The 16,803-nt window shown below is 31.7% G+C and carries 16 protein-coding genes and 2 pseudogenes; 6 read left to right on the top strand and 12 right to left on the bottom strand.

The window, feature by feature from the left end:
* Positions 1-231: pseudogene (locus ACI3K6_RS19415) on the top strand (IS110 family transposase); the annotation flags it as partial.
* A 490-nt stretch (positions 232-721) separates the two neighbouring features.
* Here the strand turns inward: ACI3K6_RS19415 and ACI3K6_RS19420 are convergent.
* The 3 genes from ACI3K6_RS19420 to ACI3K6_RS19430 form a co-directional block, all read right to left on the bottom strand.
* Entirely contained in the window at positions 722-1,501 is a 780-nt protein-coding gene (locus ACI3K6_RS19420) for a hypothetical protein (RefSeq protein ID WP_435556121.1), read from the bottom strand.
* 115 nt (positions 1,502-1,616) lie between these two features.
* Complete coding sequence (locus ACI3K6_RS19425) at positions 1,617-1,808, bottom strand: hypothetical protein (RefSeq protein ID WP_435556122.1); 192 nt, start codon at positions 1,806-1,808, stop codon at positions 1,617-1,619.
* Between the two features lie 992 nt (positions 1,809-2,800).
* Complete coding sequence (locus tag ACI3K6_RS19430) at positions 2,801-3,301, bottom strand: GNAT family N-acetyltransferase (protein ID WP_435556123.1); 501 nt, start codon at positions 3,299-3,301, stop codon at positions 2,801-2,803.
* Positions 3,302-3,795: 494 nt separating this feature from the next.
* On the opposite strand from ACI3K6_RS19430, the gene ACI3K6_RS19435 reads away from it, so the two are divergent.
* Entirely contained in the window at positions 3,796-5,505 is a 1,710-nt protein-coding gene (locus tag ACI3K6_RS19435; RefSeq protein WP_435556124.1) for a heparinase II/III family protein, read from the top strand.
* 249 nt (positions 5,506-5,754) lie between these two features.
* Positions 5,755-5,961 (top strand): annotated as a pseudogene (locus ACI3K6_RS19440) (IS110 family transposase); the annotation flags it as partial.
* Positions 5,962-6,686: 725 nt separating this feature from the next.
* Here ACI3K6_RS19440 and ACI3K6_RS19445 read toward each other — a convergent pair.
* The 4 genes from ACI3K6_RS19445 to ACI3K6_RS19460 all read right to left on the bottom strand — a co-directional run bounded on the left by ACI3K6_RS19445 (position 6,687) and on the right by ACI3K6_RS19460 (position 9,465).
* On the bottom strand, positions 6,687-7,205 hold the full coding sequence (locus ACI3K6_RS19445) for an NUDIX hydrolase (protein WP_435556125.1): 519 nt from the start codon (positions 7,203-7,205) through the stop codon (positions 6,687-6,689).
* 543 nt (positions 7,206-7,748) lie between these two features.
* Positions 7,749-8,480, bottom strand: a complete 732-nt coding sequence (locus tag ACI3K6_RS19450) for a CPBP family intramembrane glutamic endopeptidase (protein WP_435556126.1) — start codon at positions 8,478-8,480, stop codon at positions 7,749-7,751.
* A 196-nt stretch (positions 8,481-8,676) separates the two neighbouring features.
* Positions 8,677-8,901: a cyclase gene (locus ACI3K6_RS19455; protein WP_435556127.1), complete on the bottom strand. Its 225-nt coding sequence runs from the start codon at positions 8,899-8,901 to the stop codon at positions 8,677-8,679.
* Positions 8,902-9,333: 432 nt separating this feature from the next.
* Complete coding sequence (locus ACI3K6_RS19460) at positions 9,334-9,465, bottom strand: hypothetical protein (RefSeq protein ID WP_435556223.1); 132 nt, start codon at positions 9,463-9,465, stop codon at positions 9,334-9,336.
* Between the two features lie 179 nt (positions 9,466-9,644).
* On the opposite strand from ACI3K6_RS19460, the gene ACI3K6_RS19465 reads away from it, so the two are divergent.
* From ACI3K6_RS19465 to ACI3K6_RS19475, 3 genes are all read left to right on the top strand, one after another.
* Positions 9,645-10,076, top strand: a complete 432-nt coding sequence (locus tag ACI3K6_RS19465) for a GNAT family N-acetyltransferase (RefSeq protein WP_335480371.1) — start codon at positions 9,645-9,647, stop codon at positions 10,074-10,076.
* A 202-nt stretch (positions 10,077-10,278) separates the two neighbouring features.
* A complete protein-coding gene (locus ACI3K6_RS19470; protein ID WP_435556128.1) occupies positions 10,279-10,452 on the top strand; it encodes a YjfB family protein in 174 nt (57 codons plus the stop codon).
* 463 nt (positions 10,453-10,915) lie between these two features.
* Entirely contained in the window at positions 10,916-11,476 is a 561-nt protein-coding gene (locus ACI3K6_RS19475) for a hypothetical protein (RefSeq protein WP_435556129.1), read from the top strand.
* Between the two features lie 558 nt (positions 11,477-12,034).
* Here ACI3K6_RS19475 and ACI3K6_RS19480 read toward each other — a convergent pair.
* From ACI3K6_RS19480 to ACI3K6_RS19500, 5 genes are all read right to left on the bottom strand, one after another.
* Positions 12,035-12,823 (bottom strand): YwqG family protein, encoded by a 789-nt coding sequence (locus tag ACI3K6_RS19480; protein WP_435556130.1) that lies wholly within the window; start codon positions 12,821-12,823, stop codon positions 12,035-12,037.
* Positions 12,824-12,856: 33 nt separating this feature from the next.
* Positions 12,857-13,345 carry a prolyl-tRNA synthetase associated domain-containing protein gene (locus ACI3K6_RS19485; RefSeq protein ID WP_435556131.1) on the bottom strand — a complete coding sequence of 163 codons (489 nt, stop codon included), beginning with the start codon at positions 13,343-13,345 and terminating at the stop codon, positions 12,857-12,859.
* Between the two features lie 445 nt (positions 13,346-13,790).
* Complete coding sequence (locus ACI3K6_RS19490) at positions 13,791-14,540, bottom strand: formylglycine-generating enzyme family protein (protein ID WP_435556132.1); 750 nt, start codon at positions 14,538-14,540, stop codon at positions 13,791-13,793.
* 600 nt (positions 14,541-15,140) lie between these two features.
* Positions 15,141-16,124: a BtrH N-terminal domain-containing protein gene (locus ACI3K6_RS19495; RefSeq protein ID WP_435556133.1), complete on the bottom strand. Its 984-nt coding sequence runs from the start codon at positions 16,122-16,124 to the stop codon at positions 15,141-15,143.
* A gap of 128 nt (positions 16,125-16,252) precedes the next feature.
* On the bottom strand, positions 16,253-16,744 hold the full coding sequence (locus ACI3K6_RS19500; RefSeq protein WP_435556134.1) for a DinB family protein: 492 nt from the start codon (positions 16,742-16,744) through the stop codon (positions 16,253-16,255).
* Positions 16,745-16,803: the final 59 nt, after the last annotated feature.

A 16,803-nucleotide genomic window follows, 5' to 3' on the forward strand; every position in this document is an offset into this window, starting at 1 on the left:
AGGCTTCGTCACGCCTTATATATGGCTGTTCGTTGTGCTATTCGTGACTGTCGAAAGAGCAAAACAAGTGATGAAATCATTCCTCGTAATAAGAAATTACGAGAATTCTATGATAAGAAGCGTAAAGAAGGAAAACCTTTTAAAGTAGCTGTCATTGCTTGTGTTAATAAGCTCTTACACTGGATATTTGCCCTTTTAAAAAACAAAACTACTTTCCAAGATATAGCTTAGAACCTAAATAAAACTAAATAGCACAAAACCTTCCAACTACGAACTAATGGAAGGTTATTTGGTATGCATATTTTTAGTATAGCACGAGGTATTTTAAGTTTTTATTGAAAAATATTGACAAACTATTAGCTGGTTTACTTCAATAAGAAAAGATCCTTGCCCCTAGAAAAAACAAAGCACTCGTTACTTTAAGTGCATTCTTTCACAATCTAGTGTACTTAGTAACCATTTTGAAGTTCTGTTTACTCTCACTAAAAAAAGGCCGTCAAAAGTCTAACGGGTTCCGTTTCCAATCACAAAACTCGAAAATGCAATCGAAAACGCAGCCCAATTTGTACTGCTTTTTGTATACGTTTTTGCAATAAAAAGTAAAGGGCTCAGTTCACACTGAGCACATTTTTAGTATTCATTTTTCAGACAGTTTTTTACTAACGCACCCCGTTAGTTGCATAAGGTTGAGCTATTCTTAAATTACTCATAAGATTAAATTTCAATCTAATTCCTTGATATATTCTTCTCTTTCTTTAAAAGCTTTTTCTACGATTTCTTTCGATACCCCATCTGGAATATGAAAGGAAATTGAATTCATGTAGTTCTTTGGATATTTATTTTCTAAAGAAAAAATTGTAACATTATAAACGTCAATTTTGGCACCCGTTAAAAATTGAAGTAACTGATAAACCTTATCTACATGGTCTATATCACCTTTTAGTTGAATGTCATATATTTTATATTCATTTGACTCGAAAGCTAAATCAAGATTCTGATTGAAAACTGGCATTTGATTTGTATTCAAATAGTCATAACCAAGACTCTTTAACCCACCTTCAAATTCCTTGAAAAGTGCCGATTCTTCAACATAATAAGAGTATTGTGCAAAATTTGTTATATTCGGCGGTTCATAAGGTGTTGAGCTTTGACGTTCAAAATCAGACATCGAATAAATAGAATGTACATTCTCTATATCAAAAGTTATTCGATTATTTACATCGTTTGTATATTTCATACTAATTTCTTTCACATCTAATGGCTTGTAAACATCGCTAAACTCTTGAAATTTTTTAAGCACTTCATAAATTGAATTCATTTTTTCAGTATCATATAAATTTTTAACATTTGCACTCACAACATTTACTTTTAAATGTTTGATAACATTTCCATTATCAGCGTTATCAAGTGATTCCACATCATTTTCACTATTAAATTCAATTGACTTTACTTTTGCACGACTAAGAATTGCAGAATACGATTCTTCAAATGCCTTTTTCATTACAAATGCTTTGGCTTGGATATTATAGTCATCTCCAACAATTTTCGAAACGAATATCCCCGTAATGTAGATGTTAAATGTGAGTTTGTTGCCTGTTTTCTTTCTAACTTTATAACTAGTTTCCCCCCCCGTTTCCTTCGTTTATATTAGGTTTTTCCAGGACTTCAACTTCGAAACCATATTTGTCTTTAATATATTTTTGTGCCTTTAGTTCGAACTTTCCTGCCCCAGCACATGCAGTTATTAAGAACATCAAAACTAAAATTAGCATCGAGCAAATCGATAATTTGAGGGATTTTTTAACCAAAAAATTATCTCCTTTCTGGTTTACTCTTTATCATTTTCGTTAGTTACATAAGAGCATTTTTAATTTAGTTAATTGAATGTAACCAAATCTGGAATCAGTACTATAAAATGTGGTAACTAACAATCTGAGTTTTCGGTGCCTATTTCGTGGTTTAATTTATTTATAGCATAATTTCAAAATTCTTATTGAATGCTAAACTGCTCTGTTAGCGTGTGTACATTTCTTCACAAACCTTATTTCATCTAAACATATATATCCAATAAAAATGTTCTTTCTAAACATTTTTTTGTATGCCGATTTGTGTATCAAATTGTTGGTTAAATTGTCGAGGTACAACAGCCATTGTACCCCGACAATTTGGGGTGCATTTTACATACAAATTTTTATGTAATTTCAACACAAATGGCTTTAAATCAATAAAAAACGAGAAATTGCCACTCAATTTACATTACATTTTTTAATGTTTGTGATAGGAAACGGAAACCGTTATCAAAAGACGAACCTTTTAGTCACCTTTTCTAAAGCCACTTTTCTGTTGTAATTTATCATAATTACAAACCTTTTAATAACCAATTGATTAGTATACCAAATACAGCAATAATCATAAATATATTCCCAAGAAACTCGAAAATTTGCTTTGATTTATAACTGGAACGTAAATTGACCGAAAATGAAAACAATAATACCAAGGGTATCCAAATCCTACTGGTATCTTGTTTTATATTAAACTTAATTGTAATAATCACTACAAGTAATGATAATGCTACCCAAAAGTAAATTTTCCTATCTGTTTTCCAGTTTTTATCTACCATAAATAAAGCCACCCTTTTTGAGGAAAAATTTTTCAGATACTTGACCTTTCAAATATAAATATTCTTCTATTGGGTCAAATAATCCTTCTTGCACTAAACTTCTCCGTTAGTTCAACAAGAAAAAAGACCGCCGTAGCGATCACTATGTTAACTCTTGCCCCGTTAGTTGAGTAAGAAAAATTATAATAACTTGGACATAAAATACTCATTATAAAATTCATCATCAATCACCAGTGAATTTCTTTTTATACCTTCTATCTCAAATCCACTTTTCTTGTATAAAGCTACTCCTGCTTCATTTTGAGTAACAACTGTAAGTTCTAATCTTGAGATATTAGAATTTATTGCCCACTTTTCTAACTGTTGAAATAAACTTGTTCCTATACCACGCCCACTGTATTCTTCTAAAATACCAATAACAAGATATGCAGAGTGCTTTGTTCTGTTTACACTACCGCCAATGGCTATCAAATAGCCAACCAACTTTCCCTTTTCTTGTTCTGCAACAAATATTGTTGAATTACTTTGCTGTTTGATGTGCTCTAATTGTTTACGCTGTTGTTCAGTAGTAGTTTTTCTTTCTCCTGATTCCATTAGCATAAACTTAGCTTCTGCTTCAACTTGCTTAATTAGACATATTAAATTTTCAGCATCCAAGGGCTGTATCTCTCTAATTAACATTTGAATTCCCCCGATTCCATTGTGATTACCCAAAATTGTAAACTATATTTATTAAACTAACCTGCCAAGTTACTTCAATAAGAAAATGCATTACCGTTGTTCAGTAACGCCCCCTTTAGTTTAAGTGTATTCCTTCACAATCTCTATTCTCAAATTTTTATTTGGACGAAAAATGCTGAGAAAAATCTCAGCTTTTTCCTATTCCCTTAGCCATGTAAACGTGTTCCGTTAATTTACCTACAAGGTAATTCGTTTAACTTAATATACCAATTAAATCTATCCCTTATTTTTTTAAAAAGAGAAGAGCCTTGGTTTGGACTCTTATGGAACTGTATATTTTCTTTATGAATAGTACACTATTTGTACAATATGTGACATAAATCGTAATTAGATATGACAATTCTACTTTTTTAAATCATATAATCCCTTACCATATTTTCACATTTTTGCTTTTTCTATATAATAGTAGCCAGATTGAAAATTGGAGGATTTTTATGATATTTAAACGCTCTAAATCGAATAAAAAATCATTAGAAATTGCTAACGAAATAACACATGATTATTTATACGTAAACAAATCTTTCTCTCCATATAAATCTGATAGTGTGATAACTTGGAAGGAAAACCCTTTCAATGACAAAACATGGTGTTTTTATTTTCATAGTTTAGATATGGTTGGATATTTAATGAATGCTTATGAATTAGATCCTAGACAGGAATACTTGGAAAAATCTAAATGGTTTCTGGAAAGTTGGATGTCTTCCAATCCTTCACCAGAAAACCAAGTAAGTCCGTTTGCATGGGAAGATCATAGTACAGCGAATCGAGTTATTAATATCATTTACTTTTTGGAGTTCTATAGAGAATCAGAGTTATACGATGATACATTCTCTCAAAAAGTATTAGGCACATTAGAAGTTCACGGACAGTTCCTATACGATGATAAAAATTACAACTTCTCAAATAATCATGGAATATTTCAAGATCGTTCTTTACTTGAATTATCGATTATGTTCCCTGAATTTACGGATTGTCATAAATGGTTTGATAAAGCAATTAAGCGAATAGAATCTCGTTTAGAAAGAGATGTTACTGCTAGCGGCGTACATAAAGAACACAGCGCTTCCTATCACATCGTAGTATTAAAACTTTTTCGCGAGATAAATGACTTTTTACTTTACAACAACAAGAGTGTCCCTATATTGAAAGATACAGTATTCAAAATGGAAGAATATTTAGCTCATATAGTTAAACCAGATGGAAAAATTCCAATGACAGGAGATTCTGGTAACGATTCTATTTCATTTCTAAGTATAGAAAATATTACTAACCCTAAATTACTTTATGTTCGCTCCAACGGAAATGTAGGTGAAATACCTACAAAGGATATTGTCTATAAAGATGCTGGGGTAGCAATATTCCGAAATGATTGGGAAATAAATACACCTATTTATCTTAAATTTATATCTTCCTTTCATTCTCAAACACATAAGCACGCAGATGATCTTTCTTTCCTATTATCTATTGGTAAAACTGACTTTTTTGTTGATTCAGGGAAGTATAATTACCAAGAAAACGATAATTATCGGAAATATTTTAGAAGCAGTATGGCACATAATTCGGTGACAGTATCAAGAAAAACCTATAACTTAGGTAAAAACCAAGTAGGTAAATCCAAAATTGACAAATATTTAATTGATTCCAAGTACAGCTATGTTACTGGTAGCCATACGCTATATCCCGGTGTTTTATTAAAACGAACGATTATTTACTTCAAGGAAAGTAATTCAATCATTATCCATGATCGAATGAGTTCTTCTGCAATGAAAACATACAGTCAAATTTTTAATATTGGCAAAGACGTTAATGTATCAATAATATCCAAAAAGAAAATATTACTTGAAAGTAACCTTGAAGATTTAAAGATTGAATTACTACAACTCAACCATGTTACCGAGTTAAAGGATTCCAATGGAAATGTTGAACCAATTGCTGGATGGCAATCAACTAAATTCAATGAAAAGTATCCAATAACTCAACTTCAGTTTTCAAACAAAGGCACAGATTTAGAATATAAAACCATTATTAACACCTCTATTTCTAATGGGCTAAAAAATTATACTTTCAAGAATGAATCTGAAAAAGATATTTTGACAGTTACCTATAAGAATAACGATAAAGAAACTATAATATTAAACAACTAAATTTATGGAAGCAAGTTTCTCTTGCTTCTTTTTTCTATATTTGTTTACTTGTACATTGCTAGTCCTGTGCCAATAGAAACAGCACCCGTGGAACTCGATTCCGTCAGCTAAACTGTTCACCCCCTACTTGTGTAAACATGTTTCAGGCTGGTTGGGACTATGATCCCGTTTAACAAGCGAACCTATGACATTACAAGAAGCATTAGGGGTTACCGACAAATTTGAATTTCTAGGAGGAGGAGAAAATTAATGAATCCAGTGATTGGTCTGGATGTATCAAAAAGAGAAAACCAGATTCAAGCGTTTTTAGATAAAGGTAAACCATATCGTAAGAGTTTTAGTATTACTCATGATCTTAAAGGATTAGGAAGTTTATTAGAGTTCCTTCAAGATGTTGAAAAGGCTACTGGTGGTCATCAACCTTCGGTTGTTTTAGAATCAACTGGTCATTATCATACGCATCGTATTATGCGAACTACCTCAGATAAATTATATTTTTTCATTAGAGATATACTTATTCAAAAATGCTGATTATAAAGTAGTAGAAGGTAAAGTAAAAATAGAGATTCATTGCTTTCGTGGGAGTTGTGATGATTTAATATATATAAATGGTAATGAATTTATTGACGAGTACACTCCAATGGATAAAGTAGCATTTGACGAAAAAAAAATAAAACTATTCTACCTACCTTATACAATATTAATTAAGAAAAGTGAAAAGGGATGATAATAGGAATGGGAACTATAATTGGTATTTTAATTGTATTGGCATTATTGGCAACATCTCTCATTATGGCTGTTTGGGGAATAAAAACTGTGTTTAAAGTATATAAAAATAATGATAGTTAAAGTTTGTTGAGTACAAACGAATAATATGATACTAATATATATTTTGATATAAATTTTTACAGTATTTAATTCATAGTATGAAAAAGAATAGTTTTGCTTATGTTATACAATGATATTTTATTTTTTGTAATAGTATTAGTTTTTTGTTACGAGATTTTGAAGTTTCTAAAGCAGAATGACGTAAGGAGACATGAAAAATAAACTCAAACTAAATAAACATAGTTATCGTTGGAAACGTAAATCTAAGTTTATTTTTATACTTATTTAGGTTGGAAAATAAAACACTGAACACACACTATACCCATACAATGAAATTTCCTTGCACGTTTCATTTAAAGACGAATAGAGCCATAATGATGTCGACCCTCAAAAAGAAAAGCAATGATACTCTCATAATAAGGAATAAATTTTTTTAGTTCAATTAGCTCTAAGATTTCCTCTTTTGAAGCCCATTTTACTGCTTGTACCTCTTCAGTCTGTAATGTCAATTCATTCAAATCAAAGTCACCTTCAATTAAATAATAATCATCAAAGCCACGTTCAAAGTTAATAGTAAATTGTGGACGTAACTTTTCAAAGTTATAATGAATTCCCAACTCCTCAAATAACTCTCTTGATGCAGCCTGCTGACTTGTATCGCCTGCAACTGCACTACCACCACAAGTGATATCCCAAAGGTTCGACCACCCTTGCTTAAAGGGCTGGCGCTGCTGAATGAGCATTTCTCCTTTTGAATTAAATATACAAACGTGTACTACTAAATGAAACTCGTCTGGTGCCATTTCATCCCCGCGAGTTATTTGTTTCTTTATTTTATAACGATGCTTATTATATAAATCCCACTTTTCCATTGTTAAACTCCTTATGTATATTTTTGTAACAAGATTCCCAGTATACTATAAAAAAATTATAAGAATGAACTTTGCAAAATATATAACGATTTGGGATAAAGTAGATAAATCTCCCCAAAGTTTCGTTTGGTAACATTTCAATAAAGAATGTTTTCCAATAAAAATGTCCCTATTCACAAAAAGAGCGCTATTTATATTATAGAATTGCGCTCTAGAGTTGAACATATATATCGGTAAATTTTGTCACATTAAATAACAAATTCAAAACCTGTGGGTTCTTAAAATGGTATTTAACATTGTTTAAAGACTAATGTAAGTTCGGAAAGATCGTCTGGTAAAGCTGGTGATACGATAAAAGTATTAGATTCATGTCCTCCAGAGCCTCCCCCTCACCTGAAAAATGGCGAGTTTTCTTTGTTATAAATTACTCGTTCTATTGTACTAAAACCCTTTAGTTTAAGTGTATTCCCTCACAATCTTTATACTGAATGAAATATAAACAAATAAAGGCTTTGTTTAAAAATAGTGTCGAACTAAATTAATTTATATTTTTACCAACAAAGCTATAAAAGCTACCACATCTGTAAAGTTACACAAGCAGTGTACTAGAATGGCTAATTTTAATGAATCCTTTTTATATACAAAATAATACAATGGTAACATCGATATAATTCTTGTTATAATAAGCCAAGGTGACCAAAAATGATAAACTGAAAATAATATTACATTAAAAAAAACACTGTATTTTCCCATCCATTTCATACGAGCAAGTAAATATCCTCTAAAGTAAAGCTCCTCAATTATTGGTAATATAAGTGTAAAAATGAAGAATCTCACTAATATTGAAAGGATAATAATATTTCTATCAAATTGACTCATGTCTTGCACATAATTATAGGAACTTGGAATCCAACTAAATACAGTATTTAATAGATTATTTGAAAGTGGCTTTAGGGCTGTCATAAGTATCCCTGTCACTATAAACAATGAGAGTGTGTAAAATATGTATTCTTTAACCTTCAGCTTACTTTCTAAACCTAGTATTTTAAATATATTAAAACTTCCTACTTCCTTCTTTGCTACATAGAATAAATATCCAAGTTCTAAAGGTATTATAGAAAAAATCCCTGCTAAACTAAATATAAATAATTTGGGATAATTTTCAAAAATCCCTACCTTCAATAGAAATACATAAATTATACTAAACACTATTCCTGGAAACAAATGAAGTATTATAAGTTTCCATACACTCCTGATTTCCTTTTCTTTACTCATACCTTATCCCCTTACTTTTTATCAACTTCAATTATACGGAATATCAATGGTTTTTTTACAATATTCAGTAAACTGTATATCTAGTAATACACGTTACTTACTTTAAAATTCTAAACTTTGTATCGGAATTAGAGATGTGAGCTTGACAAATAAATAAATTCTTTACAGCTCCCGTTTCAGCAATATAGAAATGAAGCTAATTGTCGTCATCAGGTCTTCTTTTATGTTTTTCATTTATGATTTTCTTATTGAGTATCCTTACTTTACCAACCATTAGCAACCTCATATCTTCTACAATATACTTAGCTAACTCTTCGTCAGAAATATCATCTCCCTCAATATCAAGACGGAATTCCTGCCCTTGAATTCCACCGCCATTGGTAAATTCGATTTCAAAGTCGAATAGAACTCTTTTGTCCATTTCGTTTCCACCTTAACCATAATTTTAGAGTGTTATATATATATTCTGATTTTTAAAACAAATACCTTCTTCCACTCTTCAAGTAAACTGCACCGTTCGTAGTATTAGGTTAGCCAGAATGCTAAATATTTCTGGTTACCTTATTTATTTTGGCTTATTATATCAGCAGCCAGGGTAGAACGTAACTACCTTAAACTTTAATATACATACCCAATTTTCTTTTAAATGTTAATCTATTAGATGGCCCTTTTCATAAAGAATGACGCTTTCCTTATTTCAGAAAAGCGCCCAATTGCTGAAAAATCAATAGCGTTGACAGAGGAGAACGCCCTTCACTCTGGAGAAAAATGATAACTGACAAAAAAATCTTGAACGTTTGAATCGTCAGGTTTTTAAATAAAGAAAGTTGAACCTAAATCGCCTCGTCTACTCTCATTCCCAAAAATTTCGGCTTCCTTCGTTATCTTCTAACATTAGGACTTTCACCAAATCTCCTTTTTGGAAAGTGCGAGTACTACCAGGTAAAATAATTAATGTATCAGTTTTTGAAAGACTCATCACAATATTGGACTTGTAAGAGAATCAAGAAGGTTTCGGACATGCCTATGTCTATCTATGTATATTGAGTAATAACTATATGACGTGATATAATATTAACAAAATTCAATAAATTAGTATTTATCATTACATTAAAAAGTAGATATCTCATAACTTAAGATAATTTAATGGGAGCGAGGGCTGAAATGGAAATTAAGCATGCAACAATGGATCAATTTGATATTGCATTTGATTATATTGAAAAATTATGGACGTCAAATGATTACGATAAAGAAACAATTAAGAAAGTCTATCAAGAAGTGGTGGAAAATGAAAATGATTTCGCATTTTTCCTTTATGACGAAGGAAAAGTAAGAGGTTTTTGTCATGGAACTTATTTCAATACGTTCTGGCACTCAGGAAAATCTTGTTATGTATCTAGTATTATTTCTAACGAAGAGGATCGTGGTAAAGGATACGGGCGTAGGTTGATGGATTATGCTAAAAAATCAGCTGAAGATTTAGGATGTACCGCAATGTTCCTTGATACTGGTCTTGCTAGAGAAAAAGCGCATCGTTTTTATGACATCTATGGTTTTGAAAAATGTGCATTTTGTTACCAGCTAAAACTCGATTGATTAATGGTCTTTACTGTATTAAACACACAAATACACATGTAGTAAGTTAAGTTGTATCTTTATTGGGTACAACTTTTTTGTTGAATTGAAAAGGGTCTCCTGCCGACAAAACTGGTGTGTCTCTATATTTCAATTATTTTGCAATAATGGTCTTAATTTTAGTAATTTATAGCCGATAATAATAATAAGGGAGGTGTATTTCTTGGATATTGCAGCTTTATCAATTAGCATGCACCAAGCTTCACTTGGTCAAAATGTTAGTCTAGCTTTAACGAAAATGTCTATCGATAATGCCCAGCAAAATGCAGCACAAATGGTTGAAATGCTTCAAGCGCCACATCCAACTTTAGGTCATTCCATCGACATAAAGGTATAAGCGTCTGAAAAAAATGTATTCGAATTAGGATACATTTTTTTACTTTTTCACTCTAAATGGAATTATTTCTTTCATATATCATAGTAATTCTGAAGTTTTGAAACAATTCCAGCAATAATTTATTTCTTTTATTTATTAAATAAAAAAGCTAAAAAATAGAATGTTATTTTAAAAAGATTTTAAGAAAACCTGTCAAACTACCAGGTAAATCCCCCATCTCACTGAGACAAGGGATTATTTATATCGATGTGCAGAATTGCTTAAATTAGGCTTGCGCACCAAATTACCCTGGACTGGTGGAAACAGATTCAAAGAAAAAAATGCCTTATCATGCGATTCTAGAAGAAAAAACACTTAAGTTAAAATTTACCTTTCTAGGTATTTTTTTAATAAATTTATAGTAATTTAGTATAATTTCGATTATAGTTATATGTGAAAATTATACTATTTTTTGGGGGTTCACATGAAAAAATTAGCCAAATTACTTATGATCGTAACATTTGCTCTAGGTACCTTTGCAGGATACGGTGCAAAAACTGAAGCAGCTACAATAACCAAACCAATTGGTTCCACATTTTTAAAATCAGCTTTATATGGAGACACTTTTAAAGTTCAGGATTCGACAGGTAAAACTATATTTGCTAAAATTACTCAAGCTGTAACTCTAAAAACATATACTAGTAACAAAAACTTTTCATACGCGACGGTTTCCTTCATTGATTACGACTTGGTTGGAACTAAATGGGTCAAGTACGCTAAAACAGTGACAGGATATTTCTTTACACCAGTAAAAGACGGAATTACATACTCTGAGTTCACTAATGTGAAAAAAGGAATGACATATAACCAAGTTGTATCAACTACTGGGGAAACCATGCACCTTGATTCTACATATCGTGACCAATATAGTGATAGTAAAGATTATTCTTGGGAAAAATCTACATCTACTATGACTCTCGATGTCTTTATCACTTTTGATTTTAATAAACTAACATATAAGAGTTTTTACTTAGACGAATATTAATAGCTAAGAGCCCCATTCTCAATTGAGACAGGGGCTTTTTTTTAGCACTAGAGCTCCATTAACATCGTTATCCCAAGTAAAGCACTAGAAGTATTAGTATGCCTAAATACCTTTCAAGTTTTAATGAATCGGTTGAGAAGGTGGGGTTTTTGTTGACTTTTCAGAATTACTATTGCTCCCATAGTTCCTCCATCTTAATTACTTTATTATCTGCATTCTCAACCGTATATCTTACGGTTGGATTATTAGGATATGAAACATTTCCATCAAAATTCGTAATTTCTGTGGTTTCGCCATTTCTCGACAACATAAGAAAAATGTTTTGTAATTCATCCAAATTATAACACATAATCAATATACCTTATTGCATTATAATCCCGTTACTATAAGTTTAAAATCTCACAAACTCCTTTAATATTTAACATATTGATCTAATTCTTAAAAGAGTTGCTCTAAAATCTGGCCCAAAAATGAAAATAAGCGCTGACCCTTATTTATGGATAGCGCTGTTTAAATGGAGATCACTCAACAATATTTCGATAAATATAGCATCGTGAGTTAGAAACATTGCAGTGTAAATTGAACCTTATCGAATTGCTTATTAACTAATGAGGTCTTATCAATACAGAAATAGATAATGCCTGAATCTCCCCAAAGCCATTCCATATCTTCTTCATCTGAATCAATCTGTAGGAGAAGAACAGCTTCTTCCGGGTTAAGATCAAATTCATCAAATACATCATTTTGGATGCTAAATGGATACCCCAACATGTAGTGAGCCGGTTCGTAATTTCCTTGATCATCACTTGGCTGAATAAGTTCTTGCCTCATTTCAGAGTAGTTTTCTTCATCGTCATCACTAAACTCAATATCTTCTGGATTCTCCGGGAGTGTCAGCCTGTTTACGAATGTCACCTTAAAAACAGGTAAAGAGAAATAGTCTTCGGTCTCTTCCGGGTACTCTTTCCTTCTTAACTCTTTTTTGTCCCCATCAAAGTATAAAACCTTAAAACAACCTTCGTCCTCTTCAAAACCCCATGGTTGTTCTTTTACATCATAAAATATATAAATGATTCCATTACTCGGAAGAATATGTTCCTCGTCATATGGTTTTACTTCATTTAAGTCAAATTGTCCTAAAAACGAGAGATAACCATTCTTGTATTTAGGAAACTCCCAATCTAGAGGCATATCCGGTAGACCACCAAGTTTAGAGGAGCCTAACGGAATTTGTTCCTCCTCCACTTTATTTTTAATGACTTTAATGGATTGTTTTGCATCTTTTAAAATGTCCGATTTTTTGTGAAGTAATTCGTATTCTTGCAACAGTATATGTAAATCTTGCATTTTCTTTACCTCCTACAAACATGGTTTGTTTTATTAGAGTTCAATAATATTGTACTCGTAACCAATTGCAGTTATAAATTTATACATATCCACAGTAGCAATAAAGATAGTTTTAGTGTTGTCATTTGGGTGAAAACTCATCAATCTTTCTGAGAGCATCTCTTTATCTAAGTAGACTTTTATATCATGTTCACCATTGTTTAGCAATCCAAAAATGGAAACAAAACCAGGAGGTAACCCCATTTTTTTCATTAACCTTTCTGGTGATCCAAAGCTAATTCGTTTTTCATTAAGAATTTCTGCAAGGTTTTCCATATCAAGTTGCTTTGCATCATCCATAATTACTAAATAATATGCATTCTTTTTTTTGTTAGTTAAAAAAAGTGTTTTAGTACGTACTCCCTCTTTTCCAACAATATAGTTATCTGCTTCTTCTGTTGTCAAAGCAGGAGGATGTTCAACAACCTCATATGGAATATTCATCTTATTTAAGGCAACATATACTTTCTGGTATTGTTCCATAAAGAAAAGACCTCCAACTAAATCGTATTAAAATTCAAAATATTACTATTCATTAATAATATTTTATCATAAAACAACTCTTCTACTCCTGTAGTTGCATAAGAAAAAGCCGTCTAAATGACAGCTGTTCTTCTGCTCTTGCACCCGAGACTTTTAGTGTCATCCTTCACAATCTCTTTTACAAATTAATATAAATCCTATCACTAATAAGTATTTGTTCCAAATCCATTACAATACAAAAAGACGCCTTCTTATTCAAGAAATACGCCCTTAATGGAAAGATCGTCCAACATTATTTAGGATCTTCTTGCTTCTTACTTAAAATTTGCAGAAAAGTATCCCAGAAAGTTTCGAGAAATTATCCTCTCCTACCATCTTTTGGGTTCCATGAACCCTGTATCCACCTATTTATTCCTATTAACGTACATCAATACAGAATTTCAAATTAGTAAACGATTGATCTAGCAATTCTAAATCCGATATCATCTATATAAAAATCTGGCATACTCTTTCGACGGCAAGTAGCTCCACATCCACGTTCTTCTTCTGCCCAACTGCCTCCACGAATTATTCTGTAATTACCAAATGTCTCTTCGTCGTATAAGTCCCAGCACCACTCCCAAATATTCCCGATCATGTCATATAAGCCCCAATCATTAGGCTTTTTCTTTCCAACTTCGTGTACTCGTTCGTTAGAATTATCTTTATACCAAGCGATTTCATCAATTTCACCATACCGATATCCCTTTGATTTTGCCTTACATGCATATTGCCATTCAGCATCTGTCGGTAAACGAAAACCATTAGTACTATAATTGCAAAGAACTGATTTACTTTCATTATCAAAATCATAAAACTTGTCATAACCCAATGTATCAGATAATAAGTTACAAAAATTCACTGCATCTTTCCATGAAACATTAACAACTGGTTTCCGATCCTCAGTTGTTGTTAAAAATTTCTTCCCCGTAATAATCGCATAAAGTTCTTCTGTCACCGTATATTTGGCAAGATAAAATGGCTTAATTTCAACATTCCAAATAACTTCCTTTAAATTTTTTCTAATACCCGGCATTCCATATTTATAGTTTGAACTAATCCATTTTTGCTCGTTTCGAAAATCTCGTAGGCTGATTTCTCCTTCAGGAATATAAACCATTAATTCTTTTAAGTAGTCATTTAAGTTAGCTAACATTGTCCACTCCTAGGTTTGAAATTAATATTATTAAACACAAATTCCATATTAAGAGATCTTTTAAGGATTATTGTTTAAGCATTTCATCACAATACCGTTCTAATATTAACATAAATATCCATTTTTGTTTGGAAGTCTATTCAAGAATTTGGCCTATGTTTAACACAAGTTAAACACTTCTCTTCAACAAAACTGCACTGTTAGTCCAAGTGAGAATTCTAACAAACTCTTCACAGATAATGATTTTCTCAAAATGCGTTATTCAATTAAATGGCCCGATTGTTGAAAAAAACTAATTACCATTGGTCAACTAAACTCCCGTTAGTATATCAAGAAAAAATGACCGCCTAAGCGATCATTTCTGAATAACTAACTTTCACTCAAGCACCCTTTATTTAAGTGAAATTATTTAACATACTTCATTATTAAACAAATATAGTTTAAATTAGGGGCCTTTTAGGGCACTTCTTTTTAAACAAAAGCAGAACTTATATTTTTGAAAAGAAGTTGATTCAGTTGGGATCTTTCTAAAAGCGTAGAATAAGGTTTACGGCTAACTGTACCATTTCTCTAAATTCAATTTTTCTGGGTACACTACATTTAACTGATTCTTGATAGTTGCTTCATTGCATCATATTCTTTGTTTGATAATTCCAAAAGAAGATCAGAAGCTTGATTTAAGAATAGTAATTCATGAGTTTCTCCAGCCTTTATGATAAGATTAGATGTTTCCTTCCACATTGGCGCAATTTCGGTAAACAGATTGTAGGCATTTTGTAAAAGAGCATTATCAAATAGGCTCAAACATTCTTTTAAGAAATCTCTGTAAATATTTCTAAAGAGGGAGCCTCCGGTTCCTCCACGTTCCATTAGAATAGCAGTTAATACTAAGTCTTTTTCAATATTTTTACTTCTCTCAAACCATTTATTAATCTCTACACTTGTTTTCTTAATACCTTTATAGCCCAAATTATTTATAGGAGGATTAATATAAGCAATAGCGTTATTTTTTATTGCTTTTGTAATCACATCCTTTAAATTTGATACACCCTCTTTTTTCTTGATGGTATAAGATAGATTTTTTGAAGACATTGGACCTTTTTCGTTTCTAGCCAATGCCAAATTTTCGAGACTTGTTTTTACTAAACCACCCTGCTGTTTGGTATCAACTAGGTAGGCAAAACGATCGTCATATCCATACATAGCCACATAATGGCCAGCAAAATGTACCTTATTAGTAAAATAATCTAAGTAATAACTGTCAAGCTTCAATCCTACTATAATTCCTTTATCTATATTCTGTTTAACATTTTCCCAAGCCTTTTTTGGGGAAGAAGTTTCTTTTACATCCAATTGAAGATTTAAATTATTTACAATGCAATGGGTAAGAAGATCTGGTTTAACTCTTCCTCCAAGGAACGGAAAATCCATGTTTTTCATGTCCCAATATATATAACCTAATCCTTCACCAATGCCAAACAACATCGCTTCAGATATTTCAATTCCTAAACTTTTTAGCAAACTGCCGGTTGCAGTAGTTTCACAGTGTTGGCCCGAAAAAGGTGAGAAATTTTTTATTAACATTTATCCATTCTCCTTATCGTCACTTTTTCCAATAAATCCTTTATTAAGATATCCATAAATTCAATTTCATTTTTCATTAATAAAAGAGGGTGTCTGAATAATGCTTGTACGTGAACGGGTAGTCTTATTTAATCCCCTTTAGTATTAAATTTCCAGCTTTTTTGTTGTTTCCGAATGTAAACGATTTGTCCAATGTGGTATGCGTTATGCGTGGACAAATTTCCTAAGACTTCCCACCACTTTGCGGTCTCAGGGAAACCACTCACATCAGTTTCTACCTTTTCTTCAGTAAGTAAGTCTTGCCATTTAAGCAGGACTTCTAAGAGGCACTGTTTTAAGTCAGCAAACGTTTTATTTTCAGGAATAATAAAGCTTTCATTATTGTCACTTATGGGTGCAACGGCATTCACATGAGATTTTTTATATCTTTTTTGCCAAGTTTCATTCCAGTATAGGAGATGTTGGACAATTTCTGCAATACTATTGCTTTCATCATTCGGTTTCCAAAACGCTTCTTCCTCTTTTATGTTTGCTATTGATTTCGAAAACGGAACATACCAGCTAAGATCGTTCGCATTTGCTAATAATTGATCTTTCAAAACATCTTTAGCATGAGACATAACCAATCACACTCCTTCTATTTATAAATTTTCTATTTCGTTGCCCTTCTGAAATCTCC

It is taken from the genome of Neobacillus solisequens, from assembly GCF_051233465.1.
GTDB lineage: Bacteria > Bacillota > Bacilli > Bacillales > Cytobacillaceae > Neobacillus.

Excerpts from the sequence above, each read along its gene's own strand:
- ACI3K6_RS19420 (WP_435556121.1), bottom strand. The coding sequence starts at position 1,501 with ATGAAAAAGGCATTTGAAGAATCGTATTCTGCAATTCTTAGTCGTGCA.
- ACI3K6_RS19430 (WP_435556123.1), bottom strand. The coding sequence starts at position 3,301 with ATGTTAATTAGAGAGATACAGCCCTTGGATGCTGAAAATTTAATATGT.
- ACI3K6_RS19435 (WP_435556124.1), top strand. The coding sequence starts at position 3,796 with ATGATATTTAAACGCTCTAAATCGAATAAAAAATCATTAGAAATTGCT.
- ACI3K6_RS19445 (WP_435556125.1), bottom strand. The coding sequence starts at position 7,205 with ATGGAAAAGTGGGATTTATATAATAAGCATCGTTATAAAATAAAGAAA.
- ACI3K6_RS19450 (WP_435556126.1), bottom strand. The coding sequence starts at position 8,480 with ATGAGTAAAGAAAAGGAAATCAGGAGTGTATGGAAACTTATAATACTT.
- ACI3K6_RS19455 (WP_435556127.1), bottom strand. The coding sequence starts at position 8,901 with ATGGACAAAAGAGTTCTATTCGACTTTGAAATCGAATTTACCAATGGC.
- ACI3K6_RS19465 (WP_335480371.1), top strand. The coding sequence starts at position 9,645 with ATGGAAATTAAGCATGCAACAATGGATCAATTTGATATTGCATTTGAT.
- ACI3K6_RS19475 (WP_435556129.1), top strand. The coding sequence starts at position 10,916 with ATGAAAAAATTAGCCAAATTACTTATGATCGTAACATTTGCTCTAGGT.
- ACI3K6_RS19480 (WP_435556130.1), bottom strand. The coding sequence starts at position 12,823 with ATGCAAGATTTACATATACTGTTGCAAGAATACGAATTACTTCACAAA.
- ACI3K6_RS19485 (WP_435556131.1), bottom strand. The coding sequence starts at position 13,345 with ATGGAACAATACCAGAAAGTATATGTTGCCTTAAATAAGATGAATATT.
- ACI3K6_RS19490 (WP_435556132.1), bottom strand. The coding sequence starts at position 14,540 with ATGTTAGCTAACTTAAATGACTACTTAAAAGAATTAATGGTTTATATT.
- ACI3K6_RS19495 (WP_435556133.1), bottom strand. The coding sequence starts at position 16,124 with ATGTTAATAAAAAATTTCTCACCTTTTTCGGGCCAACACTGTGAAACT.
- ACI3K6_RS19500 (WP_435556134.1), bottom strand. The coding sequence starts at position 16,744 with ATGTCTCATGCTAAAGATGTTTTGAAAGATCAATTATTAGCAAATGCG.